The following is a 23,658-nucleotide window of genomic DNA, read 5'->3' as shown; positions in this document are numbered from 1 at the left end:
TTGGCATTATAAACTTTTAAGGTAATTTATATGTCAAAAACGCCCGGATTTCCCGTCCTGTTTTCGGGGTGCTGTTAATTTTTAAAGGGAAATATTTTATTATTAATCAAAAAAATGGTATTTTTGTGCAATTGTCCGGTCTTTGCCGCTGTCGGGCGATTTTGTTAAACCGATGAAGCGATGGAGTGTGACAATAGTGTAAATCCGGTCGGCAACCGTCCCCGCTTGCTGGTTGCCGAGGATAATCCGAGTAATTATAAGCTTGTCGAGGTGTTGCTGCGCCGTGATTACGACCTGTTACACGCATGGAACGGAAAAGAGGCCGTCGCCCTGTTTTCCGACAGCCGCCCCGACCTGGTGCTGATGGACATCAACATGCCCGTCATGGACGGCTATGAGGCGCTTCGGGGCGTGCGGGAGATTGCGCCCGATGTCCCCGTCATCGCACTTACGGCCTATGCGTTCGAGACCGACCGCCAACGCATGTTCCAGGCCGGCTTCAACGAATGTCTTGCCAAACCTCTGCGGGCGGATGAACTCCGTACGCGGATTACGGCGCTGCTTTCGCGATAGACAAGGAAAACTATGACCAGAAACCCCGTGATAAAATTTCGGATGCTTCTTCTCTGTTGCGCCCTGCTGCCGGCATTGCTCCGGGCGCAGGAGCCGCAGGAGAGGGAGAGCATCCTGATAATTTCTTCGTATAATCCCGATACGCGCCGCATGTCGGGCTTCATCGCCGAGTTCGAACGCAACATCCTGGCCTCGGGCGTACCGTGTGATATCTATGTCGAAACGCTCGAATGCAAGAGCATCAACGACGCACCTATCTGGATGTCGCAGACCGAGAACATGATTTCCCGGTATGAGAACAAGGGGCTTCGCGCCATCGTCCTGCTGGGGCAGGAGGCCTGGGCGTCGTTCGTCTCGCTGGGGCATATCCCCAAGGATGTGATGTGCTTCTGCTGCTATGTCAGCTCCAATGGCATCGTGCTCCCGCCGCCGGAGGATAGTCTCGGCATGTGGCTGCCCCCTTCGATCAATTACATGAACATGACGGACAGCCTGAACAATGTGGGCGGTATGCTCAACAAGTACGACGTCCGTCGCAATATCGAGCTGATCCGTTCGCTTTTCCCCGAGGCCGAGAACGTCGCCTTCATCTCGGATAACACCTACGGGGGTATTTCGCTCCAGGCACTCGTGCGCGAGGAGATGAAGAACTATCCCGACATGAACCTTGTGCTGGTGGACAGCCGCGAAGGGGACGAGGCGATGCATGATACCTATGCGTCGCTGTCGCACCGTTCCGCGGCGATACTCGGTACCTGGCGTGTGGGCCGCGACGGGGAGTACCTCATGCAGCGTTCGCTCAACGACCTGGTGCAGTTCAATCCGCGCATCCCGGTCTTCTCGATATCCCAGATCGGCATCGGCGACGTGGCCGTGGGTGGCTATGTCCCCAAATACGAGAATGCAGCCTCGGTCATCGCTTCGCAGATCAAGGAGTACTACACATCGGGCAGGATAGACGGGACGCATTTCCATCTTACGGATGGCCAGTACCTCTTCGATTCGCGCAAGCTCAAGGAGTTGAAGATTGCCGAATACGCCCTTCCTAAGGGGAGTGTGGTCGAGGATACCGTAGCGGCCAAACTCTCGAAATATTCCCATTACATCGAGTTGCTCGTGGCGGGTATCGTACTGCTGGTGCTGCTGCTGGTCTTCGTCGCGGCGCTTTTCCTGCGCACGCGGCGCCTCAAGCGCACGCTCGAAGAGCGCGAGGGACAGCTGGTGGTCGCCCGCGAGAAGGCCGAAGAGTCCGACATGCTCAAATCGGCGTTCCTGGCCAATATGAGCCATGAGATCCGCACGCCGCTCAACGCCATTGTGGGCTTCTCGTCGCTGATGCAGGGCGAGGAACTTTCGCAGGAGGAGCGTGCCGAGTACTGCGCCATCGTGGTCAACAATTCCGAGATGCTGCTCACGCTGCTGAACGACATCCTCGACATTTCGTCGCTCGAATGCGGCAAGATCAAATTCAACTACTCGTCCGAGGAGATCGTGCAGGTCTGCCAACATGTGCTCATGACGACCGCCCATACGCGGCAGGAAGGTGTCGAGGGGCGTCTCGAATGTGCCGTGGGTTCCTATATGCTCGTAACCGATGTCCACCGCTTGTCGCAGATCCTGATCAACCTGCTCACCAACGCCGGCAAGTTCACTTCCCAGGGGAGTATCACGCTCGGCGTGGAGGTCGACGAGGCACACGGGGAAGTGCTCTTCTCGGTGACAGATACGGGCCCCGGCATTCCGCTCGACAAACAGGAGATGGTCTTCAACCGTTTCGAGAAACTCGACGGCAACAAGAAGAAAGGCACGGGCCTCGGCCTTGCCATTTGCCGCCAGATAGCCATGATCTTCGGTGGCCGCATCTGGGTCGATCCGACCTATACCGCCGGTGCGCGTTTTGTCTTTGCCCATCCGATCGACATTCGTTTCCCCGAGGATGGAGAGAACCGTGAGGGGGGGGGATTTGAGCCCTCTGGAAGCGCCCGGATCCTCAAGGTGACGGGGGAAGGCCGCCTCGTTTGCGATCGGAAATGAGCCCTCTGAGTGTGGAATTTCCGCTTGGTTCCAGCTTGTTCCGCAGATGTGTAGAACACCGCGTGAGGCGGGGTGTATGATGCGGTGGACAGCGTTGCCGCGATATGGCAAAAAGACCCGTACGGGTCTTTTTTTTGTGCCTTCCCGTCGGAGATGCTTCCCCCGAAGTTATGGCTTCCCGGCCGGAAATGTGCCCGTTTCGGATAATATTCCGGCCGGATTTGCTGTAACCTTCCTGGTGCATTTTTTCGCCTGCCCGGACTTGTTTTGTTACCTTTGCGCCGCGAAGCCGGGGCAGTTGCCTCCAATGCGTTCGGATGCGCCGATTACGGCTCCGGCCGTCGCAAGACCCCGGGGCAGGCGGAGTTGCCGGGGCGTTGTGGAATAATTCCACACGGATGTAGAATTATTCCACAGATTTTTGTATATATTTGATTTGGTATTTGGTAGATATTTTGCTGTCAATAAATGTTTTAAAGGGCTGCCTGCAATTCTGGCGCAAGGTTTGAACCCCATTTTGCTGCCCCCAATTATATTAGTGCTTTATGAAATTTGATAAATTGAAACCGAATTTGCAGGAGCTGAACCTGAACGGTGTGAAAAAAGCGGCCTCCCGTGTCGCCCATGTCCGGATAAGACTGAGCCGAGGCCAGTGGATCGGAGTCATTGCCGGCCTTGTGGTCGTGACGGTGTTGCTCGTCATCCTGCTCCGGCCGCGTCCCGCCGCAGTCGTCCTGCCTGTCGTGGCGGTGGAACCCGTAACGACCGAAGACGTCAATATCTATGGCGATTACGTTGGCCGCATCCGCGCCCAGCAGTTCGTCGAAATCCGCGCCCGCGTCGAGGGCTACCTCGAAAAGATGCTCTTCGCCGAAGGTACCTACATCAGGAAGGGGCAAACCCTCTTCGTGATCGACCCCCGGGTCTACCGTGCGCGCGTGGACAAGGCCAAGGCGCAGCTGAACAAGGCCCGGGCGCAGGCGCTGAAAGCCAAGCGCGACCTCGACCGTATCCGTCCGCTCTTTGAACAGAGTGCCGCCAGCCAGCTCGAACTCGACAATGCCACGGCGGCTTACGAGAGTGCCGTGGCCGATGTGGCCGTCGGCGAGGCCGACCTCACGCAGGCACAGATGACCCTGGGCTATACCTCCGTGCAGTCGCCTATTTCGGGTTATATCTCCGAACGCAACGCCGACATCGGTACGCTCGTGGGGCCGAGCGGAAAATCGCTGCTCGCCACGGTCGTGAAGAGCGATACCGTGCGTGTCGATTTCAGCATGACGGCCCTCGACTACCTGCGCAGCAAGGCGCGCAACGTCAACCTCGGGCACCGCGATTCGACCCGCAAGTGGGATCCCTATATCACCGTGACCCTGGCCGACGGCTCGGAATACCCCTACCGCGGCCTGGTAGATTTCGCCGATCCGCAGGTCGACCCGCAGACGGGTACCTTCTCCGTGCGAGCCGAGATGGCCAACCCCGACCACATCCTGCTGCCGGGGCAGTTCACCAAGGTGCGGCTGCTGCTCGACGTGCGTGAGGATGCCGTTGTCGTGCCGTCGAAGGCTATCGAGATCGAGAAGGGCGGCGCCTACATCTACGTGGTGCGCCCCGACAGCATCGTCGAGAAGCGTTTTGTCGAGACGGGCCCCGAATGGGGCAACAACATCGTCGTCGAACGCGGCCTGGTGCGGGGCGAGGATATCGTCGTCGAGGGCTACCATAAACTCCAGCACGGCATGAAAGTCGAACCGGTCGCTCCGCGCCGCGATGAGGAGGCCGAAAAACAACAGTAGCCTATGAAAGCGGACTTCTTTATCGACAGGCCCGTCTTTTCGACGGTGCTGTCCATCATCATCGTGATCGTGGGTTTCATCGGCCTGGCACTGCTGCCCGTCGACCAGTATCCCCAGATCGTACCTCCCGTAGTGCGTATCTCGGCGTCGTACCCAGGTGCCGATGCGCAGACCGTGACGCAGGCTGTGGCTACGCCCATCGAGCAGGAGTTGAACGGTACTCCCGGCATGATCTACATGGAGTCGTCGAGCTCCAACTCGGGCGGTTTCTCCGCCACGGTGACCTTCGACATTTCGACGGATCCCGACCTGGCAGCCGTGGATATCCAGAACCGCCTGAAAAAGGCCGAGGCGCGCCTTCCTGCCGAAGTGGTGCAGAACGGCATCTCGGTCGAGAAGCAGGCGGCCAGCAAACTGATGACCATAACCCTGCTTTCGTCCGACCCCAAGTTCGATGAAATCTACCTTTCGAACTATGCGACGCTCAACGTGCTGGACATGTTGCGCCGCGTGCCCGGCGTGGGCAGCGTTTCGAACGTCGGCAGCCGTTATTACGCCATGCAGATATGGGTCATGCCCGACAAGCTGGCCGATCTGGGGCTGACGGTCAAGGATTTGCAGACGGCGCTCAAAGACCAGAACCGCGAGTCTGCCGCCGGCGTGCTGGGGCAGGCCCCCATGAACGGCATCGACGTGACGATCCCCATCACGGCGCAGGGGCGTCTGTCGTCTGTCAGCGAATTCGAGGACATCGTCGTGCGGGCCAACCCCGACGGGTCGATCATCCGCCTGAAAGACGTGGCGCGTATCTCGCTCGAAGCGTCGTCCTATAATACCGAGAGCGGCATCAACGGCGGGAACGCCGCCGTGCTGAATATCAACATGCTGCCCGGAGCCAATGCCATGGAGGTGGCGGCGCTGGTCAAGGCGGCCATGGAGGAGATCAGCCACAACTTCCCCGAGGGCATCGGCTACGAGATTCCGTTCGACATGACGACCTACATCTCGGAGTCGATCCATCATGTCTACCAGACGTTGTTCGAAGCGTTGCTGCTGGTGATCCTCGTGGTCTTCCTCTCGTTGCAGAGCTGGCGCGCCACGATCATCCCGATCGTCGCCGTGCCCATCTCGCTGATCGGTACCTTCGGCGTGATGCTCGTTTTCGGGTTTTCGCTCAACATGCTGACGCTGTTGGGGCTCATTCTCGCCATCGGCATCGTGGTCGACGACGCCATCGTCGTCGTGGAGAATGTCGACCGCATTATGAACGAGGAGCACCTCTCGCCCTACGAGGCTACCAAAAAGGCGATGTCCAACCTGAGCGGGGCGCTGATCGCCATGTCGCTGGTATTGTGCGCCGTGTTTGTCCCGGTGAGTTTCCTTTCGGGCATTACGGGTCAGCTCTACCGCCAGTTCACCATCACCATCGCCGTGTCGGTGGTCATCTCGACCGTCGTGGCGCTGACGCTCAGCCCTGTGATGTGTGCGCTTTTTCTGCGTCCCGAAGGCGAGGGGAAGAAAAACCGCTTTTTCCGCCGCATCAACCTCTCCCTGGCGACGGGCAACAAGTTTTACGGCCGCATGATCCAGGGGGCGCTGAAACATTCGCGCCGCATGTTCGCCGCCTTCGGCATCGTGCTGATCGGCATCTGGCTGATGAACAGGCTCGTGCCGCAAAGTTTCATGCCGCAGGAAGACCAGGGCTACTTCACCGTCGAACTGGAGTTGCCCGAGGGGGCGACGATCGAACGTACCCGCGAGGTGACCGACCGCGCGATGAAGTTCCTGATGGCCGACCCCGACGTAGAGTACGTGCTCAACGTCACGGGTTCCAGTCCCCGCGTGGGTACCAACCAGGCGCGCAGCCAGCTGACCGTGATCCTCAAACCGTGGGGCGACCGCGACTCCGAGGGGCTGAGCTCCGTGATGCAGCGCGTGCGCACCGAACTCTCGCGCTACCCCGAAAGCAAGGTATACCTCTCGACGCCCGCCGTGATTCCCGGCCTGGGCAACTCGGGCGGTTTCGAGATGGTGCTCGAAGCGCGGGGCAATACGACCTATCAGGATTTGCAGCATGCCGTGGATACGCTGATGTATTACGCTTCGCAACGTCCCGAATTTACGGGGCTGGCATCGTCCATGCAGGGCGACATCCCGCAGCTCTATTTCGACGTCGACCGCGACAAGGCGCAGCTGCTGGGTGTATCGATGTCCGACATCTTCTCGACGATGAAGGCCTTTACGGGGTCGATCTACGTCAATGACTTCAATATGTTCAACCGCATCTACCGCGTTTACATCCAGGCCGAGGCTCCCTACCGTGCGCAGCGCGATAACCTGAACCTCTTTTTCGTCCGCGGCGCGGGCGGTGTGATGATTCCGATCACTTCGCTCGGAACGACGCACTACACGACGGGTGCCGGGAATATCAAGCGTTTCAACATGTTCAATTCGGCTACCATTTCCGGTGAGGCCGCACACGGTTACAGTTCGGGGCAGGCGATGGGCGTACTGGAAGAGCTCGTCCGAAAGCACTTGCCCGCGTCGGTCGGCGTCGAGTGGAGCGGCCTTTCCTACCAGGAAAAGCATGTCGGCGGGCAGACCGGCCTGGTACTGGCGCTGGCCTTCCTGTTCGTCTTCCTGTTCCTCGCGGCGCAGTACGAAAGCTGGTCGGTGCCCGTGGCGGTCATCCTGTCGCTCCCTGTGGCCGGTATCGGCGCCTACCTGGGTATCTGGATCTGCGGGCTGGAGAACAATATCTATTTTCAGATTGGACTGGTGATGCTCGTGGGCCTGGTGGCCAAGAACGCCATCCTGATCGTGGAATTTGCCAAGGAAGAGGTTGAGAAAGGCCGTGACGTGGTCTCCGCTGCGCTCACGGCGGCGCACCTGCGTTTCCGCCCGATCGTCATGACCTCGCTGGCCTTCATCCTCGGCCTGCTGCCGCTGGTCTTCGCTTCGGGGCCGGGCTCGGCGAGCCGCCAGGGGATCGGGACGGGCGTCTTTTTCGGCATGCTGGTCGCCATTACGGTAGGCATTGTCTTCGTGCCCTTCTTCTTCGTGTGGATTTACCGGATTAAAGAAAAACTGAAACGATGAAACGACTTGCGATATTACTTATGATATTGGCCGCTGCCGCTGGATTGGGCTCCTGCTCGGCCGTGCGTCACTGCAAGGCGCCCGAGGTCGACTTCCCGGCGGCTATCGCCGAGGGTGCTGCGGCCGATTCGCTCGCCATCGCCGACATGGAGTGGTGGCGGTTTTATGGCGATTCGACCCTGTGCAACATCATCCGTCATACGTTGGCCAACAACAAGGACATGCTTGCCGCGGCGGCGCGTGTCGAACGTATGCGCCAGCTCTACCGTATTGGCAAGGCCGGACGCCTGCCGTCGGTGTCGGGAACGGTCTACGCCGATCACGAAACCAACGACTATGCGGGCGAGGAGCCGAGCCGCGACCCCGAACTCGGCGCCAAGGCTACCGTGAGCTGGGAGCTCGACCTGTGGGGAAACCTGCGCTGGGCCAAACGCAAAGGCGGTGCCGAATACCTCGCATCGGTCGAGGACAGGCGTGCGATGCAGATGACGCTCGTCGCGGAGGTCGCCGCCGCCTATTTCCGGTTGATGGCGCTCGACAACGAGCTTTCCATCGTGCGGCGTACGCTCATCACGCGCAGCGAGGGCGCTTACCAGGCGCAGTTGCGTTTCGAGGGCGGCCTCACCTCTGAAACGGTCTTCCAGCAGGCGAAAGTGGAGTACGCCTCTACGGCGGCGCTGATCCCCGACCTCGAACGCAAGATCGAGGTCATGGAGAACAGCATTTCCCTGCTCATGGGTGAAAATCCCGACTGGCGGGTCGTGCGCAGCAAGATGAATACCGAGGCGGAGTTCGCCGAATCGCTTCCCGTGGGGTTGCCGTCGGAATTGCTCCTGCGGCGTCCCGACGTGCGGGCTTCGGAGCAACAGCTCCGTGCGGCGATGGCAGCCGCGGGCATGGCCTACGCCGACCGGTTCCCGCGCATCGTGTTCAACCTGACGGGCGGATGGGAAAACAACGATGTGAGCGGGTTTTTCCGTTCGCCGTTCTCGTATGTCGCCGGTACGCTCGCCTCGCCGGTCTTCGGGTTCGGCCGCAAGCAGGCCAGGTACAAGGCCGCGCTGGCCGCCTACGACGAGGCCCGGCTGGGGTATGAACAGAAGGTGCTGACGGTTTTCAAGGAGGCCAACGATGCCGTGGTCAGCTACCGCAGCGTCCGCCGGACGGCCGCGTTGAAGGTTAACCTGCGCGACGCAGCCCGGAAATACGTCGAACTCGCCCAACTGCAATACCGGGGCGGGAGCATCAATTATATCGACGTGCTGGATGCCCAGCGCCGTTATTTCGACGCCCAGATCGGGGTCAGCAATGCCGTGCGCGACGAACACCTGGCTCTGGTCGACCTTTACAAAGCTCTGGGTGGCGGCTGGGCGGAATAACCCTGCCGGCTTCTTTGGTTTATCGGTATGCCCGGATCCCTGCGGATCCGGGCTTTTTATTTCCGGGACGCCGTTTCGGGGAAGATGTCACGAAAACTCTTTTTGCCATGCTCCTACGAAACGTCCTTTCCCGGGAAAGTTCTTACCGCCGGGCCGTGATTCGGAGTCAGGGAATCGGAATAGTGCCGGCCTGCCGATGCCCTTGTGCGGGTCAGATCAATCCCTGGCTTTTTTCTTCCCCCATTTGGGGCGGATGTCGAGGAATATTTCGAAATTTATCCCCGGCATGGGGCGTCCCAGCACGGAAACATACTCTTCGTCGAAGAGGTTTTTGACGGCGGCCTTGACCGAAAGATCGGCCCAGCGCGCGGAAAACAGCTTTTCGAGTGTCACGTCGTTCATCAGGTAGTAGGGGACGTTGCCCGTGTAGGTGAAGGCGTTGCCGTGTCGGTGAAGGCGTTGCTCGTCATGGTGAACCGCTCGCTGTAATAGCACCACTTGTATAGCAGGCGCCAGCTTTTGTAGGCCAGACGCCCCGTCACCGCGGCCGAATATACGGGCACGTAGGGGAGTTGCCTGCCCAATGACCGGTCGCCCTTGCTGAACGCTTCGCCCCGGTTGACCGAGGGCGTCCACGAGAAGTTGCCGTCCAGCCCCAGCTGCCACTCCTTGGAGAGCATACGGTCGTACCCGGCTTTCAGTTCCACGCCGTAAGCGTGTACGTCCTTCATGTTGAGCGGCGTCCAGTAGTTGGTGTTGCCGCCCAGCGGCAGCCAGAGAATCCAGTCGTCGATGTAGGAATCGAACCATGTCGCCTCGCCGTGCAGCGAATATACTCCTTCCTTCCCTATGGCAAACGATATCCCGCCGTCGTACGAGAACCCCGATTCCGGCACGAGGTCGGTGTTCCCGCCCGGCTGGAAGTAGAGGTCGTTGAGCGTGGGATAACGGTAGTTGCGCGATACGGAGGCTTTTGCCCGGATCGTCCCGCGTTTCGAGATCAGGTAGTCCGCATAGAACGCCGGGATGAGCGGCGTCCACTGCGCGCCGTACATCTCTTCGCGCAGCGTGACGGACAGCCCCAGCCGTTCGGTGGGCATCCATTTGGCCGTGATGCTGGCCGAAAGCTCCGTGCGCGCGTGGTCGTACCCGACGGTCTTTCGGTTCATGTCCTGCGAGATGATCCTGCGGTCGTTGTTCGTGACGAAATGCTGGTGCAGGTCGGCCTGTGCCGTGAAGAGCCATTTGCGGCCTATGTAGTATTCCCCTTCGCCCGAGACGAAGAGCGTGTGGTACCAGTTCCGGGAGTTGGTCATGTATTCCAGTTTCCCGTTGCCCACGTCGTTGGCGTAGTCGTAGGCGAACCAACTGTAAATGTATCCGGCCTTGGCCGCGACTTTCCAGTTCCGGCGCAGGTGATCCCACGACAGCACGCTGCGCAGCGTGCGTTCGCGCTGTTCGTTGATGAATTTCTTCGGATCGCCGTAATCGGTCGTCATGCGCCCCAGCCCGCGCTTCGAGGCGATCAGCCAGGCGTTCAGGCCGAACCGGTCTCCGTTGCCCGTGTTGTAATAGGCCTCCTGCAACAGGTGGAAGTCGCGGAAAGCTCCGTCGTCGTGCTTTTCGCGGGGATAGTACGAACCGATGATGTTGTGCTCGTCGTCGTAGATGTTTTCCTTCTTGTCGTGGTTCCGGTAGGAATATTCGTTGGGGGACGACGAATATACCACGCGCGTGGAGGTCTGCCAGCGGTCGTTGCCGTAGGTGAGACGCAGGAATTCGTCCGTCGTCCAGAATGACCCGATGCCCTGGGTGTATTGCAGCCCGAAGCCCTGCGTATCGGCGGGTTTGGTCGCCAGCATGACCGCACCGCCCAGGCCGCCGCCCGTGACGTTGACCGACGAGGTGCCGTGCAGCAGTTGTGCGTCGTCGACGAAGTAGGAGGGAATCATCGAGAAATCGGTCATGCCCAGCATCGGCGAGTTGATACGCATGCCATTCCACACCACCTGCGTATGCGAAGGGCCCGTGCCGCGGAATGCGACCGTCGAAAGCGTCGCCCGTCCGTATTGCTTGATGAAGATTGACGAATTGAATGTCAGCACGTCGGCCATCGACAGGGCAATGTTCTCGTGCAGGACGAGCGTGTCGAGCTGCGTTTTCTGAACGCCTATTTCTTTCATGGGCTTCACGCCCGTCACCCCGACTGCGCGGATGGGCAACACCAGCGACGGATTCTCGTTCCACCACCCTCCGTCCGACTGCGCCTTGTCCTGGGCGGCGGCGCTCCACCAGAGGGCGATGCTGAACAGCGGAATTAGGAGTCTCTTCATTGCTTCGCGTGTTTGTCGGGTTATCGTTTCCAGCAGAAGGCGCCCGGGGTAACGCCCGCGTAAAATTCGTCTACCGCGTCGCCGTCGGCCGTATAGCGGTAGACGATCCCCTGCTGCTGGTAGTCGAGGGCGTCGGCCACGTAAACGTCGCCGTTGTCCGGGTCGACCGTCAGCCCGTAATATTTCGTCTCCCGGTATTCGAGGAACGGGCGCGCCGGGAGCTGCTCGGCAGCTACGGGCATGCGCCAGACATCCTTGTTGATCCAGTACAGCGTGTCGCGCGTGCCGTTGAGCTGCACTTCCGAGGGTGCATCCCCCTCTCTGAAACGGAACTGCTTTTCCAGGCGGAACGAGGCGGCGTCGATGCGGTACAGTGCCGGAACATCATATCCGTAGGGGCTGCCTTCGTAACCGCCGTCGGTGATCGTCCACAACTTGTCGTTGGCATCCAGTACCAGCGATGTGGGTTGTACGCCGACGACCAGTTCGTCCACCACCCTGTCGGTTCGGGTGTCGATCTTCAGCAGCCGGTTCTGGTACGACCAGCAGTTCACGTAGACGTATTGCCCGTACTGTACCATCTGCTCGGTCGATCCCGATCCGGGTGTCATGCCGGGACACTCGATGTAGCCCGTGATCTCGTACCGCCTGGGGTTGACGATGAAAATGCGGTTGTCCCAGAGCTGGGTCACATAGGCCTTTTCGTCGGAGACGAAGTGGATGTACCGCGGCGAGGTGAGGTTCGTGATGCGGCCCACCTCCTTGAATGTACGGAGGTCGATTGCGAAGACGACATGCGAATTGTTCACGACGATCCATCCCAAATCGTTGTGGATGGTCATCGACTGTGCCACGTCGCCCAGCTTCATGGCGTTGGCACGGTAGAAAACCTCGTTCTCGACCTTTTTCGTTGCCGGGTCGTAATAGGAGAGCGTGGCGTTGCCGTACTGGAAATTTCCCTCGTTGGTGATGAACAACCCCGGCCCCGTCGCGGCGAACTCTTCCATGTCTGCGTAGTCCCACTTCATGCAGCCGCCCAGTGCCGGCAGGCACAGGATCACGGGCAGGATATGTCGTAAAATCCGTTTCATGCGTCGAAAATTAAAGAAACGGCCCGCCCCACCTCTTCCCTGGTACGGGGCTGCAGCCGGCTGCATCGGATGTCCGGTGCGGCCTTCGTATTTGTCAAACTGATTTTACATCCGGGAATATGCCTTGCCGGCAGGCTCTTCATGCCGATCACGATCCATTCCCCTGGATTGTAAAATCATTGCAACGGCAGGTCTTCTGACTCGTTCCCGTCGAGACGCCTTCCCGGCCGGACTGGGGCCAGTGGCAAAAGATTGTCAGGACTTGTTGTGCCATTTCGGGTGGCAGGAACTCACAGCAGAGGGAACTGTTGCCGATTTTCACGGCATTCCCTTTTAATCGGTCAGGGGGTTGCGGAACCCCTTTGCGAACCATTGCGCAACAAAAGTATAAAAAATTCGGGTTCGCAAGGCCTTATAACGAAAAAAGGTCGCCGTATGGCGACCTTTCCGAGCCGAAACCGGGACTTGAACCCGGGACCTCTTCATTACGAGTGAAACGCTCTACCAACTGAGCTATTTCGGCTTACCGAGAACATTAAGCTCTCTTTGGGATTGCAAATATCTGAAAAAAATATTTTTCTCGCAACAATTTTCGGAAAATTCTCGCATTTCTTGCTATATTCGCGTCAAAACTAACCGAAAACAGACCGGGTTATGATTACTTTCCTGGGGTGCCTGGGGCTCCTCATGGCAGCATATTTCACCTACGGACGCTATCTCGAACGCCTGTGCGGCGTGGATGCTGCGCGGCCTGTGCCTTCGGCCACGTCGTTCGACGGGGTGGATTATATCCCGATGCCGATGTGGAGGACTTTCCTCATACAACTGCTCAATATCGCGGGGCTGGGGCCGATTTTCGGTGCCGTACTGGGCGCGGCATACGGCCCCGTGGCATTCTTGTGGATCACCTTCGGCGGTATCTTCATGGGGGCGGCGCACGACTTCATCGCCGGGATCGTCTCGCTGCGCAGCAACGGTGCGAGTTTGCCCGAGACCGTCGGCACCTACCTCGGGCCGGGGGTAAAGCAGCTTATGCGGGTCTTTTCCGTGGGACTGATGGTGCTCGTCGGCGCCATCTTCCTGTCGCAGCCCGCCCAGCTGATCGCCAACCGTATCGACGCCCCGGCGCTGTCGGGTATCGCCTTCGGCGGGTTCTCGTGGTTGCTGCTCATCATTCTGGGCGTTATCCTGATCTATTATATCGTGGCGACGTTGCTGCCCGTGGACAAGATCATCGGCCGTATCTATCCGGTTTTCGGCTGCGCACTGCTTTTCATGGCGCTGGGAATCCTCGCCGTGCTGCTTTTCAGCGGCAAATATACGATCCCCGAGTTTATTTCTCTGGAAAATTGCATTGCCGACCCGGAGCGGTTTCCGATCCTGCCGATGCTCTTTACGACCATCGCCTGCGGCGCTATTTCGGGCTTCCATGCGACCCAGTCGCCGCTGATGGCACGCTGCCTGCGCTCCGAACGGCAGGCTCGCCCCGTGTTTTACGGCGCCATGATCTCCGAGAGCATCATCGCGCTGATATGGGCGGCCATCGCCATGGCCTTCTGGAACGGTGCCTCCGGGCTGAATGCCGCGATTGCGGAATATGGTGGGCTGGCGGCCGTGATGGTCGATGTCATCGCCCGCACTACGCTGGGCGAAGTGCTGGCCGGACTGGTGATCTTCAGGGTTGTGGCCTGCGCCATCACCTCGGGCGATACGGCGTTCCGTTCGGCACGGTTGATCGTGGCCGATTTCATGGGGCTCGAACAGCGCAGCCTGCGCAAGCGAATCTATATCAGCATCCCGCTCTTCGCTGCGGGGCTGGTCATTATTTTCTGCCTGCCGTTCGAGGCCATGTGGAGCTATTTCGCATGGATGAACCAGACGCTGGCGATGGTCACGCTGTGGATGATTACGGCCTACCTGAACAAACGGGGCCGTAACCGCTGTGTGGGGCTCCTGCCGGCGCTGGTCATGACCTACGTCTGCATGTCCTATGTCTTTATATCGCCGCTTATGTGCGGCATGCGCGACCGGGCAGCGGCCTACCTGCTGGGCGGCGCGCTGACACTCGCTATACTGATAACCATGATTTTTAAAATGCGCTGCGATGCAAAAAGCATATCTTAACCCCACGCCCGACCAGACTTTCGAAATCGTCGGCGACGGGCCGTATAATTTCACCAGGGTTTTGGCACACACCCGTGAGCTGGAGGCCGCGGGGAATGTCGAAGATGCCTGCAATGAACGTTACCAGGCATTCCAGCGGCTTGCGGGGTTGCTGCCCGAAGACGAAGAGATCAACCTCGAATGGAGCCACCGCAATTCGCAGTCTGCGCTCGAACTGATCCGTGCCTCGGCCATCGACCACTTTCTGATCAACGATTTCGAGATGTCTGCGGCGCTGCTGGAGATGCTCCTGGAGCTGGATCCCGAAGACCACCTCGAGGGGAGCGAACTCTTGGCGTTCGATTACCTGGCGATGGACGAGCAGGAACTGTTCGACGAAGTGATAAACGACGTTTCGGACAAATGTGCCAGCCGCGGGATATTGCTGCTCTGGTCGGCATTCCGTCGTGAAGGGACGCTTCCCGAAGGGGAGTTGCTGCATTTCAAGACGCGGTTTGCGCCTTTTTTCCGGGAATTTACGGCCGCCGAGCACCCTGCCGACGATGCTTACCTGCGGGATATCGAGGGCGAACGTCCCTCCGTGCAGGCGCAGGCGCGCGAACTTTGGTTGCAGACCGAGAACCTGTGGGTATTGTGGCCCGGGTTTATCGCTGCGCTGCAGGCTGCGCAGTAGGCCGCAGGTGTGTCCGCTATTCTTCGCAGGCTTCGGCAGGGCGGGGTTGTTGCCGGCTGCGATCCGCATAGGCCATGCGACGTTTGAAATGTCCTTCGGTGGCGCGTTTGTAGCCCTCGGTGTGCTTTTCTTGGTGTAGGCTGGCAGGTGCCCGGTTCCCCGTGCGAGCCCGTTGCGCTTATTTCTCTTTCTTGTCGCGTACCAGCTCTTTGAAGCAGTGTCGGCAGATGGCTTCGTAGGAGTCCGTTTCGCCCAGTACGACCAGCTTTTCGTCCTGTGTGAGGCGGTGCGAGTGATGGGCGAGGTTGCCGCAGCGGACGCAGATGGCGTGCACCTTGGTGACATATTCGGCCGTGGCCATCAGCGCCGGCATCGGCCCGAAGGGTTTGCCGGTGTAGTCCATGTCCAGCCCTGCGACGATGACCCGCACGCCGCTGTCGGCCAGTTCGCGGCAGACCTCGACGATGCTGTCGTCGAAGAATTGCGCTTCGTCGATGCCCACGACGTCGACCTCCGAGGTCATCAGCAGAATGTTGCGCGGCGAGTCGACCGGCGTGGAGCGGATGGCGTTGGCGTCGTGCGAAACGACCTCCTCCTCCGAGTAGCGCACGTCGATGCGGGGTTTGAATATCTCGACTTTCTGGTTTGCGTACCTGGCGCGTTTGAGGCGGCGTATCAGCTCCTCGGTCTTACCCGAGAACATCGAGCCGCAGATTACTTCGATCCAGCCCTTGCGGCTGGCATTTTCCAAAAACATAAGCTCCCAATCGTGTTTCTTAATCTTGTTTCAGTCTTGTTCCCCGCTGCGGCGCTGCCGTTTGGCCTTCCCTCTTATTCGCAGTCGTCGATGCGCGTAATCCGTGCGCCGAGGGCGTTCAGACGCCCGTCGATGTCCTTGTAGCCGCGGTCGATCTGGTCGATATTCTGGATCGTCGAAACCCCTTCGGCCGACATGGCGGCGATCAGCAGCGCCACACCCGCACGTATGTCGGGCGAGGTCATGCGCGTGGCCCGCAGGCGGATGCGGTGGTCGTGGCCGATGACCGTGGCACGGTGCGGGTCGCAGAGGATGATCTGCGCCCCCATGTCGATCAGCTTGTCGACGAAGAACAGGCGGCTTTCGAACATCTTCTGGTGGATCAGCACGGCACCTTTGGCCTGCGTCGCCACCACGAGGAAGATCGACAGCAGGTCGGGTGTAAGCCCCGGCCACGGGGCGTCGGCGATCGTCATGATCGACCCGTCGAGGAAGGTGTCGATGCTGTAATGTTCCTGTTGCGGGATATAGATGTCATCGTCATGCTGCTCGAAACGGATGCCCATGCGGGCGAACTGCGCCGGGATGATGCCCAGGTTCTCGAACGATACGTTGCGGATCGTCAGTTCCGACTGGTTCATGGCGGCCATGCCGATGAAGCTGCCCACCTCGATCATGTCGGGCAGCAGCGTGTGCTCCGTGCCGCCGAGCGACTCGACGCCCTCGATGGTCAGCAGGTTCGAGGCGATGCCCGAGATGCGTGCGCCCATGCGGTTGAGCATCTTGCACAACTGTTGCAGGTAGGGTTCGCAGGCGGCGTTGTAGATCGTCGTGAAGCCCTTGGCCATCACGGCGGCCATCACGATGTTGGCCGTACCGGTCACCGATGCTTCGTCCAGCAGCATGTAGGTTCCTTTCAACTCGCGGCCCTCGACCATGAAAAATTCGTCGGCGATGTCGAAATTGAACTTCGCACCCAGCTTCTGGAACCCGAGGAAATGGGTGTCCAGCCTCCTCCGGCCGATTTTGTCGCCGCCGGGTTTGGGTATGTAACCCACGCCGAAGCGCGCCAGCATGGGGCCGATGAGCATCACCGAGCCGCGCAGGCGCATGCAGCGTTGCCGGTAGTCCTCCGTGCGGAGGTAGTCGAAATCTATTTCGCGGGCGCAAAAACTGTATGTACCCTCCGCGAGTTGTTCGACCTCGACGCCCATGCGCCGCAGCAGTTCGATGAGCTGCATGACGTCGAGGATCTGGGGAATGTTGTGCACCGTAACCCGTTCGGGGGTCAGCAGCGTGGCGCAGAGTATCTGCAACGCTTCGTTCTTGGCGCCCTGGGGCGTGATGCTGCCGTGGAGCCGATGGCCTCCTTCAACTTTGAAAATCGCCATAATCCGTGAAAATTAACGGCAGGAACCGTTTCCCGCCGTAAGCCGCCCCTGCCGTGCGGACATGTCCCGTGCGGACATGCGGCTTTGTCGGCGGCCACTCTCTTTGACAAAGATAAAAAGATTTCATGCTTTTTACCCGGCTTTTTGAAATATTTTCTTGAAAAATTTTTGCGGATAACTTTTTTGTTGTACTTTTGCAATCCGTAAAAATGTCTGAAACAACAAAAATTATATAGCTATGGCAATGAAGAGAACTTACCAGCCCTCGCGCCGGAAGAGAATCAACAAGCACGGTTTCCGCAGCCGTATGGCTACGGCGAACGGCCGCAAGGTGCTGGCTGCACGTCGCGCAAAAGGTCGCAAGAAGCTGACCGTATCGGACGAGTCGACGTTCAAGTACGCTTAATTCCTGCGGGAAAATGACTAAGAGGTCGGCTTTCGTGCCGGCCTTTTTTTATTGTTCCAGATGATGCTGACGATACGACGGGCCTGTGAGGCCGATTGCGCCCTGATACGCCGCCTTGCCGACGAGGTGTTCCCCGCGACCTACCGCGGGATCATCACCCCGTCGCAGATGGAGTATATGATGGAGTGGATGTATGGGGCGGAGGTGCTTGCGCGCGAGATGTGCGGGGAGTTCGCCTGGTTCATCGCCTCGGCCGACGGCGAACCGTGCGGTTACCTTTCGGTGCAGCACGAGGCCGAAGACCTTTTCCATTTGCAGAAAATCTATGTCCTTCCCCGCTTCCAGGGAATCGGTGCCGGGGAATTCCTGTTCCGCCATGCCGTGGAATATATCCGTTCGGTGCATCCTGCGCCTTGCCGCATGGAGCTGAACGTCAACCGCAACAACCGGGCGCTGCACTTTTACGAGCGGATGGGGATGCGCAAACTGCGCGAAGGCGATTTCCCGATCGGTGACGGATATTATATGAACGACTATATCATGGGGTTGGATATAAAGTAGGGCCGGCGCGTCGCTGCTGCGGTTCGCAAGATAAAAACGGATGCCTTTGTGGGCGTCCGTTTTTTCGCTTGGAGGCCGGTCGCAGGTGATTTGGCGCGGCTCTCGGCCCTTCCCGGGCTGCCGGAGTCTTCGGTGGCGGGGCTGTTGCCCGATGCCGGCATCCCGCTTCGGGTGCCCGGGTGCGCTGTTTGGCTGCGTCGGCCCCGGAACGGTCTATTTCGCCGTGTCGGTCTTGAACAGGTCGATTTCTCCGCGTTCGACTTTGCCGTACATGTCTGCCAGCTCGGCGATGACGGGCGAGATGTATTCGAGCGTGTCGGTGACGGCCTGTTTGTCACCCTCGCCCTTGATGCGGTAGAGCATCGCCGCGTAGAGTGCGCGGAAACAGAGTTCCGTGTCGTTCATGCCGGGATTGCCCAGTACGGCGCGCAGGCGCGGCAGCTCGGGCTCCAGCTTCGCGTAGGTCTGGCGGTAATGTGCGCCGACGGGCAGCTTCATCAATTGCAGGTGCAGGTCGTGCAGATCGCCGATCAGGTGGAGCGTATGCTCCAAGTGCCCTTTCTCGTCCTTGCCTTCCTGATGCAGGAGATTGGCGATGTCCATGTACCACAGCAGGTAGACGTGCTTCTGCTCCTCGGCGATGTCCTTGCGGGGGGCGATCAGCGTCGAGAAGATCGCCTCGGGGCTGAATTGCAGCGCCCGCAGCAGGTCTTCCAACTGCCAGAGGTAAAGGATGTATTCGGCGATGTTCTCCCGCCGCTTGACCTGTGCTATATCCATGTCGTATGCGTTTTTTGTGTAACCTGTCGTGTGCTTTCGTGCAGGATGCGGTTATGTGTTTTCTCTGCAAAAAAGCAATCTCGAGTACCTTTGGGTGACAAAAGGTAGCTAAAACTATCTGCAAGCCGTTTTGGCGGAGCGTTCGTGGTTTTTTCCCGAACGGCTGCGGTTTCCGCCCGTCTGCTCCGGGCGCCCGTTGCCGCGTCTGCTTTTATCCCGCTGCAAACGGAATGCAGGGATTTATACGTAGCCGTTATTTAATCCACTTCTGCGGCCCCGTGCGGTGCTTGAGAAAGTATTGTTGTGATTTGAGCAGGTTGCGTGATTGCAGCACCATGTTTTTGGTTTCGGTGAGGATCGTCAGGTACAACATGCTGGCCTTGGTATTCGAGCGGGCTTCGTTGATGCGCGAGAGCTCCGATTTAATGGCTTCGGCGATCGACTCGAACAACTGGTCGCGCAGCGTGAGCACCATCTCGATTTCGGAGAAATCGCCGTCGCGCAGCATCTGGTTGATATGGCGGTAGATCGACTCCACGTCGTCGTTGATCGACATGAGGTCTTTGGCCTGCTCCTTCGAAAGCCCTTCGTGGTTGTTGTCGATGTGTTCGAACGCCGGGCGCGTGATGTGCATCAGCGCCTTGGTCATTTCGTTGAGGTAGTCGACCACCTGCACGTAGTAGTGGGCCGTGTTGACGTCGCTGCTCTGGAGCTTTTTGAGCGTGGGCAGCAGCGTGTATTTGCGCTCGCGCGACTGGTAGAAGAGGTCGTTCGACTCTTTGACCATGTCGCGCAGCACCTTGCGGTTCTCCTTGAATACGGCGATCAGCGTACGGTCATAGATCTTTGTCGCCGACTCCATCGTACGGCATACTTCGTCGCGCAGGTTGATGATGATGTCTTCCGTGCTCTGGGATTTCACCCCGGCTGCGGCTGGGGCGGCGGATGTCTTGCCTTTCTTGAGGAAATTGCTGTGGATGAGCATGTAGCCGCAGAGTACCGTGACGATAACGAAGGCCATCGTGCCGCCGTAGATCAGGGCAAGTCCGACGACGAAGGCGATCAGGAATCCGCCCAGCGCCGTGATGAACCACCCAGCGATGACGGTCATGACGCCAGAGATGCGGTACACGGCGCTTTCGCGGCCCCATGCGCGGTCTGCGAGCGACGAACCCATGGCTACCATGAAGCAGACATAGGTGGTCGACAGGGGGAGTTTGAGCGAGGTGGCTATGGCGATCAGCATGGCCGAGGTTGTGAGGTTGACCGTAGCGCGTATCATGTCGTAGGGGGCGCCGCTATGTTCGATGTCCTCGTATTCAAAACGGCGTGAGACGGCTGCCCGTACGCGTGCGGGGATGATCCGTTCGATGCCGGCGTTGATATTGAGCGCTGCGCGGACAATCGTACGGGACATGACCGACGAACCGTACTGCTCGGGGCCTTCGTCTTCCTGCGCTGCGGAGAGCGACAACTCGGTTTCGGAGACGTGCATGGCCTTTTTCGAAGTCCAGAGCGTGAGGATCATCATCGCCCCTGCGGCAAGCAGAATCAGGAAATTGGCCGGGACGTTTTCCGAGAGTGCCCCCATCATCATCTGCGGGTCACCCGAATGCTTGGCGATCGAGAAGGCGTCGAATCCGGCGACGGGTACGCCGATGAAATTCACCAGGTCGTTGCCCGCGAAAGCCAGTGCCAGGGCGAACGTCCCCGACAGGATCGTGATGCGCAGGATGTTGATCTTGAACCGCTGGATGAAGAACAGCAGCACGGAGCATGCCACCCAGCAGATGAAGAGCGACAGCAGCAGGTGCCGGTCGACCATTCCGACGAAGGCATTGTCCGCAAGCAGCGATTTGAGTCCTTTGAAGACTGCGAAATAGATGATCGCCGTAAGCGATGCGCCGCACCACAACGACCCGAAGCGGCGAAAGATCACCGTATAGCGAAACGAGAAGATCGTACGCGAAATATACATGACGATCGTACCGCAGGTGAAGGCGATGACTACCGACAGCAGAATCGCCGAGACGATACCCATGGCGCGCGAGGTGTTGATGAAATGCCCGAGAGAACCGACGCCCAGCGCGGGGTCGTTCGAGATCTTGTAGATCGACACGGCGATGGCCGAGCCCAGCAGGCAGAAGATCAGCGAGACGGTGGTCGAGGTGGGCAGTCCCCACGAGTTGTAGAGATCCAGCAGGATAATGTTGGCGAACATCACGCCCAGGTATAACATCATGACCTCGTGGAATGTGAACAGTCCGGGATTGAACATGCCGCTTCGGGCCACTTCCATCATGCCGCTCGAGGTGACTACGCCGACGATAATGCCGACAGAGGCGACGGTGAGGATGACCCGCATCGAAGCGGCCTTGGAGCCGATGGCAGAGTTGAGGAAATTGACTGCGTCGTTCGTGACGCCGACGAAAAGACCTGAAATGGCGAGGATTCCCAGAATAACTACGATTACGGTGTAGATTTCGCTCATGTGAGGATTTAGTGCAAATTGTGAACAAATTTACGCCATTTTTTCCGACGAAGCGGTTTTGACACCGAATTGTTAACATTAATTTAACATGAGGCGGCTCTGTTCGTTGCGGCCGCGCGGGATATGCCGGGATGCCGGGCGGATTGGGGGCATACGCCATACCCCAGGGCGTGCGGAGCACCGGTGGGCGGAGGCGGGGACTGCCGGTTCCCGGACGGCGAAAAAGGGCGGGCATAATTGCCCGCCCTTGCCCGGAAGGGGGATTGCCCTCCCGCTGTATTTCTCCGCTGCCGGGGATTATTCGTCGTCGGTATCGGTGTAGGCCTTCAGCAGCTTGTCCTGCACGTCGGCCGGCACCTGCTCGTAGGACGAGAATTTCATGGTATAGGTGGCCGAGCCCGACGTCAGCGACGAGAGTGTCGTCGAGTAGCGGTATAGTTCAGCCAGCGGAACCATGGCGTTCAGACGGTCGAAGCCCTTGTCGGACTCCATTCCGGCGATCATCGCACGGCGGTTCTGCAAGTCGGACATCACGGCGCCCATGTAGTCGCTCGGGACGAGTATCTCGACATTGTAGATCGGCTCCATGATCTTGGGCCCCGCGTTGCGGAAAGCCTCCTTGAAGGCGTTGCGCGCCGCCAGTTTGAAGGAGATTTCGTTCGAATCCACCGGGTGCATCTTTCCGTCGTATACCACCACGCGGATGTCGCGGGCGTAGGAACCCGTCAGCGGGCCTTCGTCCATCTTCTCCATGATACCCTTCAGGATGGCGGGCATGAAGCGTGCGTCGATGGCGCCGCCCACGATCGCCGAGTAGAATTGCAATTTGCCGCCCCATGCCAGGTCGTATTCTTCCTTGGTCTTGGGGTTCACGATCATGTCGCCCTTGCCGGGAACCTTGTAGTTCTTGGGCTCGGGCATGCCGTCGTAGTAGGGTTCGATGATCATATGCACCTCGCCGAACTGCCCGGCACCGCCCGATTGTTTCTTGTGGCGGTAATCGGCCTGCGCAACCTTGGTGATGGTCTCGCGGTAGGGGATTTTCGGTGCGATATAGTCGTAGGAGAGCTTGTTCTCCTTCTCGATGCGTGTGCGCAGAATATTCAGGTGGTGTTCTCCCTGACCCTGGATGATGGTCTGTTTCAGTTCTTTGGAGTATTCGACCAGAATCGTCGGGTCTTCGAACTTGGCGTCGTTCAAGACTTTGCCCAGTTTCTCTTCGTCGCTCTGCTCCTTGGCCTTCACGGCGGCGCGGTAGCGCGGTTCGGGGAAGACGATGGGTTCGATGCTGACCGGTGCCGAAGGAGCCGAGAGCGTGTCGTTGGTGCGCGTGCCCTTGAGCTTCACCGTGCAGCCGATATCGCCGGCCGACAGCTCCGTGACCTTGATGCGGTTCTTGCCCGCCACGGCGAACAACTGCGAAATCTTCTCCTTGTTGCCCGTGCGGGTATTTACCAGCTCGGTGCCCTCGGCGATCCTGCCGCGAATGACGCGGAAATAGGTGATCTCGCCGATATGCTGTTCGACCTGGCTCTTGAATACGAACGCCACGGCGGGTGCCGTCTCGGCGGCGGCGATCTCCTCGCCCTCGGTCGAGAGGAAACACGGAGCCTTCAGCGGGCCGGGTGCCACGTTGATGATGAATTCCATCAGGCGCTTGGTGCCGATGTCGCGCTTGCCGCTGGTGCAGAAGATCGGCATCACCTCGCGTTTCGAAACGCCGATTTTCAGACCCGCACGAATGTCGTCCTGCGTGAGTGTACCTTTGTCGAAGTAGAGCTCCATGAGCGCCTCGTCGTGTTCGGCGGCCATTTCGACCAGCTCCTTGTTCAGTTCCTGCGCCTTGTCTATCTCCTCGGCGGGGATCTCCAGTTCCTCGCGGTGTCCGTCATTGTCCTTGAAGCGGTACATCTTCATCAGCAGCACGTCGATGAAGGCGTTGAATTCCGGCCCCTGATTGACGGGGTATTGTACGATGACGGGCTTCACGCGCGATGCGGCCCTGATCGACTCGATCGTGGCTTCGAAATTGGCTTTCTCGGCGTCGAGCTGGTTCACCACGCCGATGACGGGTTTTTTCAGCAGGCGTGCATAGCGGGCCTGGATTTCGCTGCCGACCTCCCAGCCGTTTTGTGCGTTGAACAGGAATACGCCGACGTCTCCCACCTTG

15 protein-coding genes, 1 tRNA gene, 1 pseudogene and 1 riboswitch are annotated in these 23,658 nt (G+C 59.0%); of the genes and pseudogenes, 9 read left to right on the top strand and 8 right to left on the bottom strand.

What is annotated here, in order from left to right; all coding sequences use genetic code 11:
- The first annotated feature begins 180 nt into the window (after positions 1–180).
- The 5 genes from QVP03_RS05870 (at position 181) to QVP03_RS05850 (ending at position 8,881) form a co-directional block, all read left to right on the top strand.
- Positions 181–573: a response regulator gene (locus QVP03_RS05870; protein ID WP_022332616.1), complete on the top strand. Its 393-nt coding sequence runs from the start codon at positions 181–183 to the stop codon at positions 571–573.
- 42 nt (positions 574–615) lie between these two features.
- A complete protein-coding gene (locus QVP03_RS05865; protein ID WP_022332615.1) occupies positions 616–2,607 on the top strand; it encodes a sensor histidine kinase in 1,992 nt (663 codons plus the stop codon).
- 545 nt (positions 2,608–3,152) lie between these two features.
- Complete coding sequence (locus QVP03_RS05860) at positions 3,153–4,403, top strand: efflux RND transporter periplasmic adaptor subunit (protein ID WP_026318606.1); 1,251 nt, start codon at positions 3,153–3,155, stop codon at positions 4,401–4,403.
- Between the two features lie 3 nt (positions 4,404–4,406).
- Positions 4,407–7,502, top strand: coding sequence for an efflux RND transporter permease subunit (locus QVP03_RS05855; protein ID WP_022332613.1), 3,096 nt, complete (start codon positions 4,407–4,409; stop codon positions 7,500–7,502).
- Entirely contained in the window at positions 7,499–8,881 is a 1,383-nt protein-coding gene (locus QVP03_RS05850; protein WP_022332612.1) for an efflux transporter outer membrane subunit, read from the top strand. The genes QVP03_RS05855 and QVP03_RS05850 overlap by 4 nt, the downstream gene beginning before the upstream one ends.
- 216 nt (positions 8,882–9,097) lie before the next feature.
- Here QVP03_RS05850 and QVP03_RS05845 read toward each other — a convergent pair.
- The 3 genes and pseudogenes from QVP03_RS05845 to QVP03_RS05835 form a co-directional block, all read right to left on the bottom strand.
- A pseudogene (locus tag QVP03_RS05845) lies at positions 9,098–11,214 on the bottom strand (TonB-dependent receptor).
- 20 nt (positions 11,215–11,234) lie between these two features.
- Positions 11,235–12,305 (bottom strand): YncE family protein, encoded by a 1,071-nt coding sequence (locus QVP03_RS05840; protein WP_117507798.1) that lies wholly within the window; start codon positions 12,303–12,305, stop codon positions 11,235–11,237.
- A 168-nt stretch (positions 12,306–12,473) separates the two neighbouring features.
- A riboswitch (cobalamin riboswitch) is annotated at positions 12,474–12,694 on the bottom strand.
- Between the two features lie 61 nt (positions 12,695–12,755).
- A tRNA-Thr gene (locus QVP03_RS05835) sits at positions 12,756–12,828 on the bottom strand.
- A 131-nt stretch (positions 12,829–12,959) separates the two neighbouring features.
- On the opposite strand from QVP03_RS05835, the gene QVP03_RS05830 reads away from it, so the two are divergent.
- Both QVP03_RS05830 and QVP03_RS05825 read left to right on the top strand, forming a co-directional pair.
- Positions 12,960–14,429, top strand: coding sequence for a carbon starvation CstA family protein (locus tag QVP03_RS05830; protein WP_022332608.1), 1,470 nt, complete (start codon positions 12,960–12,962; stop codon positions 14,427–14,429).
- Positions 14,410–15,102 (top strand): hypothetical protein, encoded by a 693-nt coding sequence (locus QVP03_RS05825; protein ID WP_022332607.1) that lies wholly within the window; start codon positions 14,410–14,412, stop codon positions 15,100–15,102. The genes QVP03_RS05830 and QVP03_RS05825 overlap by 20 nt, the downstream gene beginning before the upstream one ends.
- 178 nt (positions 15,103–15,280) lie before the next feature.
- Here QVP03_RS05825 and QVP03_RS05820 read toward each other — a convergent pair whose 3' ends face one another.
- Positions 15,281–15,859 carry a thymidine kinase gene (locus QVP03_RS05820; protein WP_018696311.1) on the bottom strand — a complete coding sequence of 193 codons (579 nt, stop codon included), beginning with the start codon at positions 15,857–15,859 and terminating at the stop codon, positions 15,281–15,283.
- A 74-nt stretch (positions 15,860–15,933) separates the two neighbouring features.
- Positions 15,934–17,250, bottom strand: coding sequence for a UDP-N-acetylglucosamine 1-carboxyvinyltransferase (murA, locus tag QVP03_RS05815; RefSeq protein WP_022332606.1), 1,317 nt, complete (start codon positions 17,248–17,250; stop codon positions 15,934–15,936).
- Positions 17,251–17,494: 244 nt separating this feature from the next.
- Between murA and rpmH the strand changes: the two genes are divergently transcribed.
- Both rpmH and QVP03_RS05805 read left to right on the top strand, forming a co-directional pair.
- Positions 17,495–17,656: a 50S ribosomal protein L34 gene (gene rpmH / locus QVP03_RS05810; RefSeq protein ID WP_018696309.1), complete on the top strand. Its 162-nt coding sequence runs from the start codon at positions 17,495–17,497 to the stop codon at positions 17,654–17,656.
- A gap of 63 nt (positions 17,657–17,719) precedes the next feature.
- Positions 17,720–18,217 (top strand): GNAT family N-acetyltransferase, encoded by a 498-nt coding sequence (locus QVP03_RS05805; protein ID WP_026318447.1) that lies wholly within the window; start codon positions 17,720–17,722, stop codon positions 18,215–18,217.
- Between the two features lie 213 nt (positions 18,218–18,430).
- Here the strand turns inward: QVP03_RS05805 and QVP03_RS05800 are convergent, their stop codons facing one another.
- The 3 genes from QVP03_RS05800 to QVP03_RS05790 all read right to left on the bottom strand — a co-directional run.
- The gene (locus QVP03_RS05800) at positions 18,431–18,997 is read right to left on the bottom strand and encodes a DUF4924 family protein (protein ID WP_018696307.1); all 567 of its coding nucleotides are present in this window, start codon (positions 18,995–18,997) and stop codon (positions 18,431–18,433) included.
- Positions 18,998–19,250: 253 nt separating this feature from the next.
- Entirely contained in the window at positions 19,251–21,488 is a 2,238-nt protein-coding gene (locus QVP03_RS05795; protein WP_022332602.1) for an inorganic phosphate transporter, read from the bottom strand.
- Positions 21,489–21,785: 297 nt separating this feature from the next.
- Positions 21,786–23,658, bottom strand: a 1,873-nt coding sequence (locus tag QVP03_RS05790) for an elongation factor G (RefSeq protein ID WP_288210670.1), incomplete at its 5' end; no start/stop codon positions are given.

Origin of the sequence: Alistipes sp. CAG:29 (assembly GCF_000435435.1) — a bacterium.
In the GTDB taxonomy this organism is placed as follows: domain Bacteria; phylum Bacteroidota; class Bacteroidia; order Bacteroidales; family Rikenellaceae; genus Alistipes; species Alistipes onderdonkii.
Note: the sequence above shows the minus strand (reverse complement) of the source record. Positions and strands in the feature narration are given on the sequence as shown.

Coding starts and splice junctions, on each gene's coding strand:
- QVP03_RS05870 (WP_022332616.1), top strand. CDS start 181: ATGGAGTGTGACAATAGTGTAAATCCGGTCGGCAACCGTCCCCGCTTG.
- QVP03_RS05865 (WP_022332615.1), top strand. CDS start 616: ATGCTTCTTCTCTGTTGCGCCCTGCTGCCGGCATTGCTCCGGGCGCAG.
- QVP03_RS05860 (WP_026318606.1), top strand. CDS start 3,153: ATGAAATTTGATAAATTGAAACCGAATTTGCAGGAGCTGAACCTGAAC.
- QVP03_RS05855 (WP_022332613.1), top strand. CDS start 4,407: ATGAAAGCGGACTTCTTTATCGACAGGCCCGTCTTTTCGACGGTGCTG.
- QVP03_RS05850 (WP_022332612.1), top strand. CDS start 7,499: ATGAAACGACTTGCGATATTACTTATGATATTGGCCGCTGCCGCTGGA.
- QVP03_RS05840 (WP_117507798.1), bottom strand. CDS start 12,305: ATGAAACGGATTTTACGACATATCCTGCCCGTGATCCTGTGCCTGCCG.
- QVP03_RS05830 (WP_022332608.1), top strand. CDS start 12,960: ATGATTACTTTCCTGGGGTGCCTGGGGCTCCTCATGGCAGCATATTTC.
- QVP03_RS05825 (WP_022332607.1), top strand. CDS start 14,410: ATGCAAAAAGCATATCTTAACCCCACGCCCGACCAGACTTTCGAAATC.
- QVP03_RS05820 (WP_018696311.1), bottom strand. CDS start 15,859: ATGTTTTTGGAAAATGCCAGCCGCAAGGGCTGGATCGAAGTAATCTGC.
- murA (WP_022332606.1), bottom strand. CDS start 17,250: ATGGCGATTTTCAAAGTTGAAGGAGGCCATCGGCTCCACGGCAGCATC.
- rpmH (WP_018696309.1), top strand. CDS start 17,495: ATGAAGAGAACTTACCAGCCCTCGCGCCGGAAGAGAATCAACAAGCAC.
- QVP03_RS05805 (WP_026318447.1), top strand. CDS start 17,720: ATGCTGACGATACGACGGGCCTGTGAGGCCGATTGCGCCCTGATACGC.
- QVP03_RS05800 (WP_018696307.1), bottom strand. CDS start 18,997: ATGGATATAGCACAGGTCAAGCGGCGGGAGAACATCGCCGAATACATC.
- QVP03_RS05795 (WP_022332602.1), bottom strand. CDS start 21,488: ATGAGCGAAATCTACACCGTAATCGTAGTTATTCTGGGAATCCTCGCC.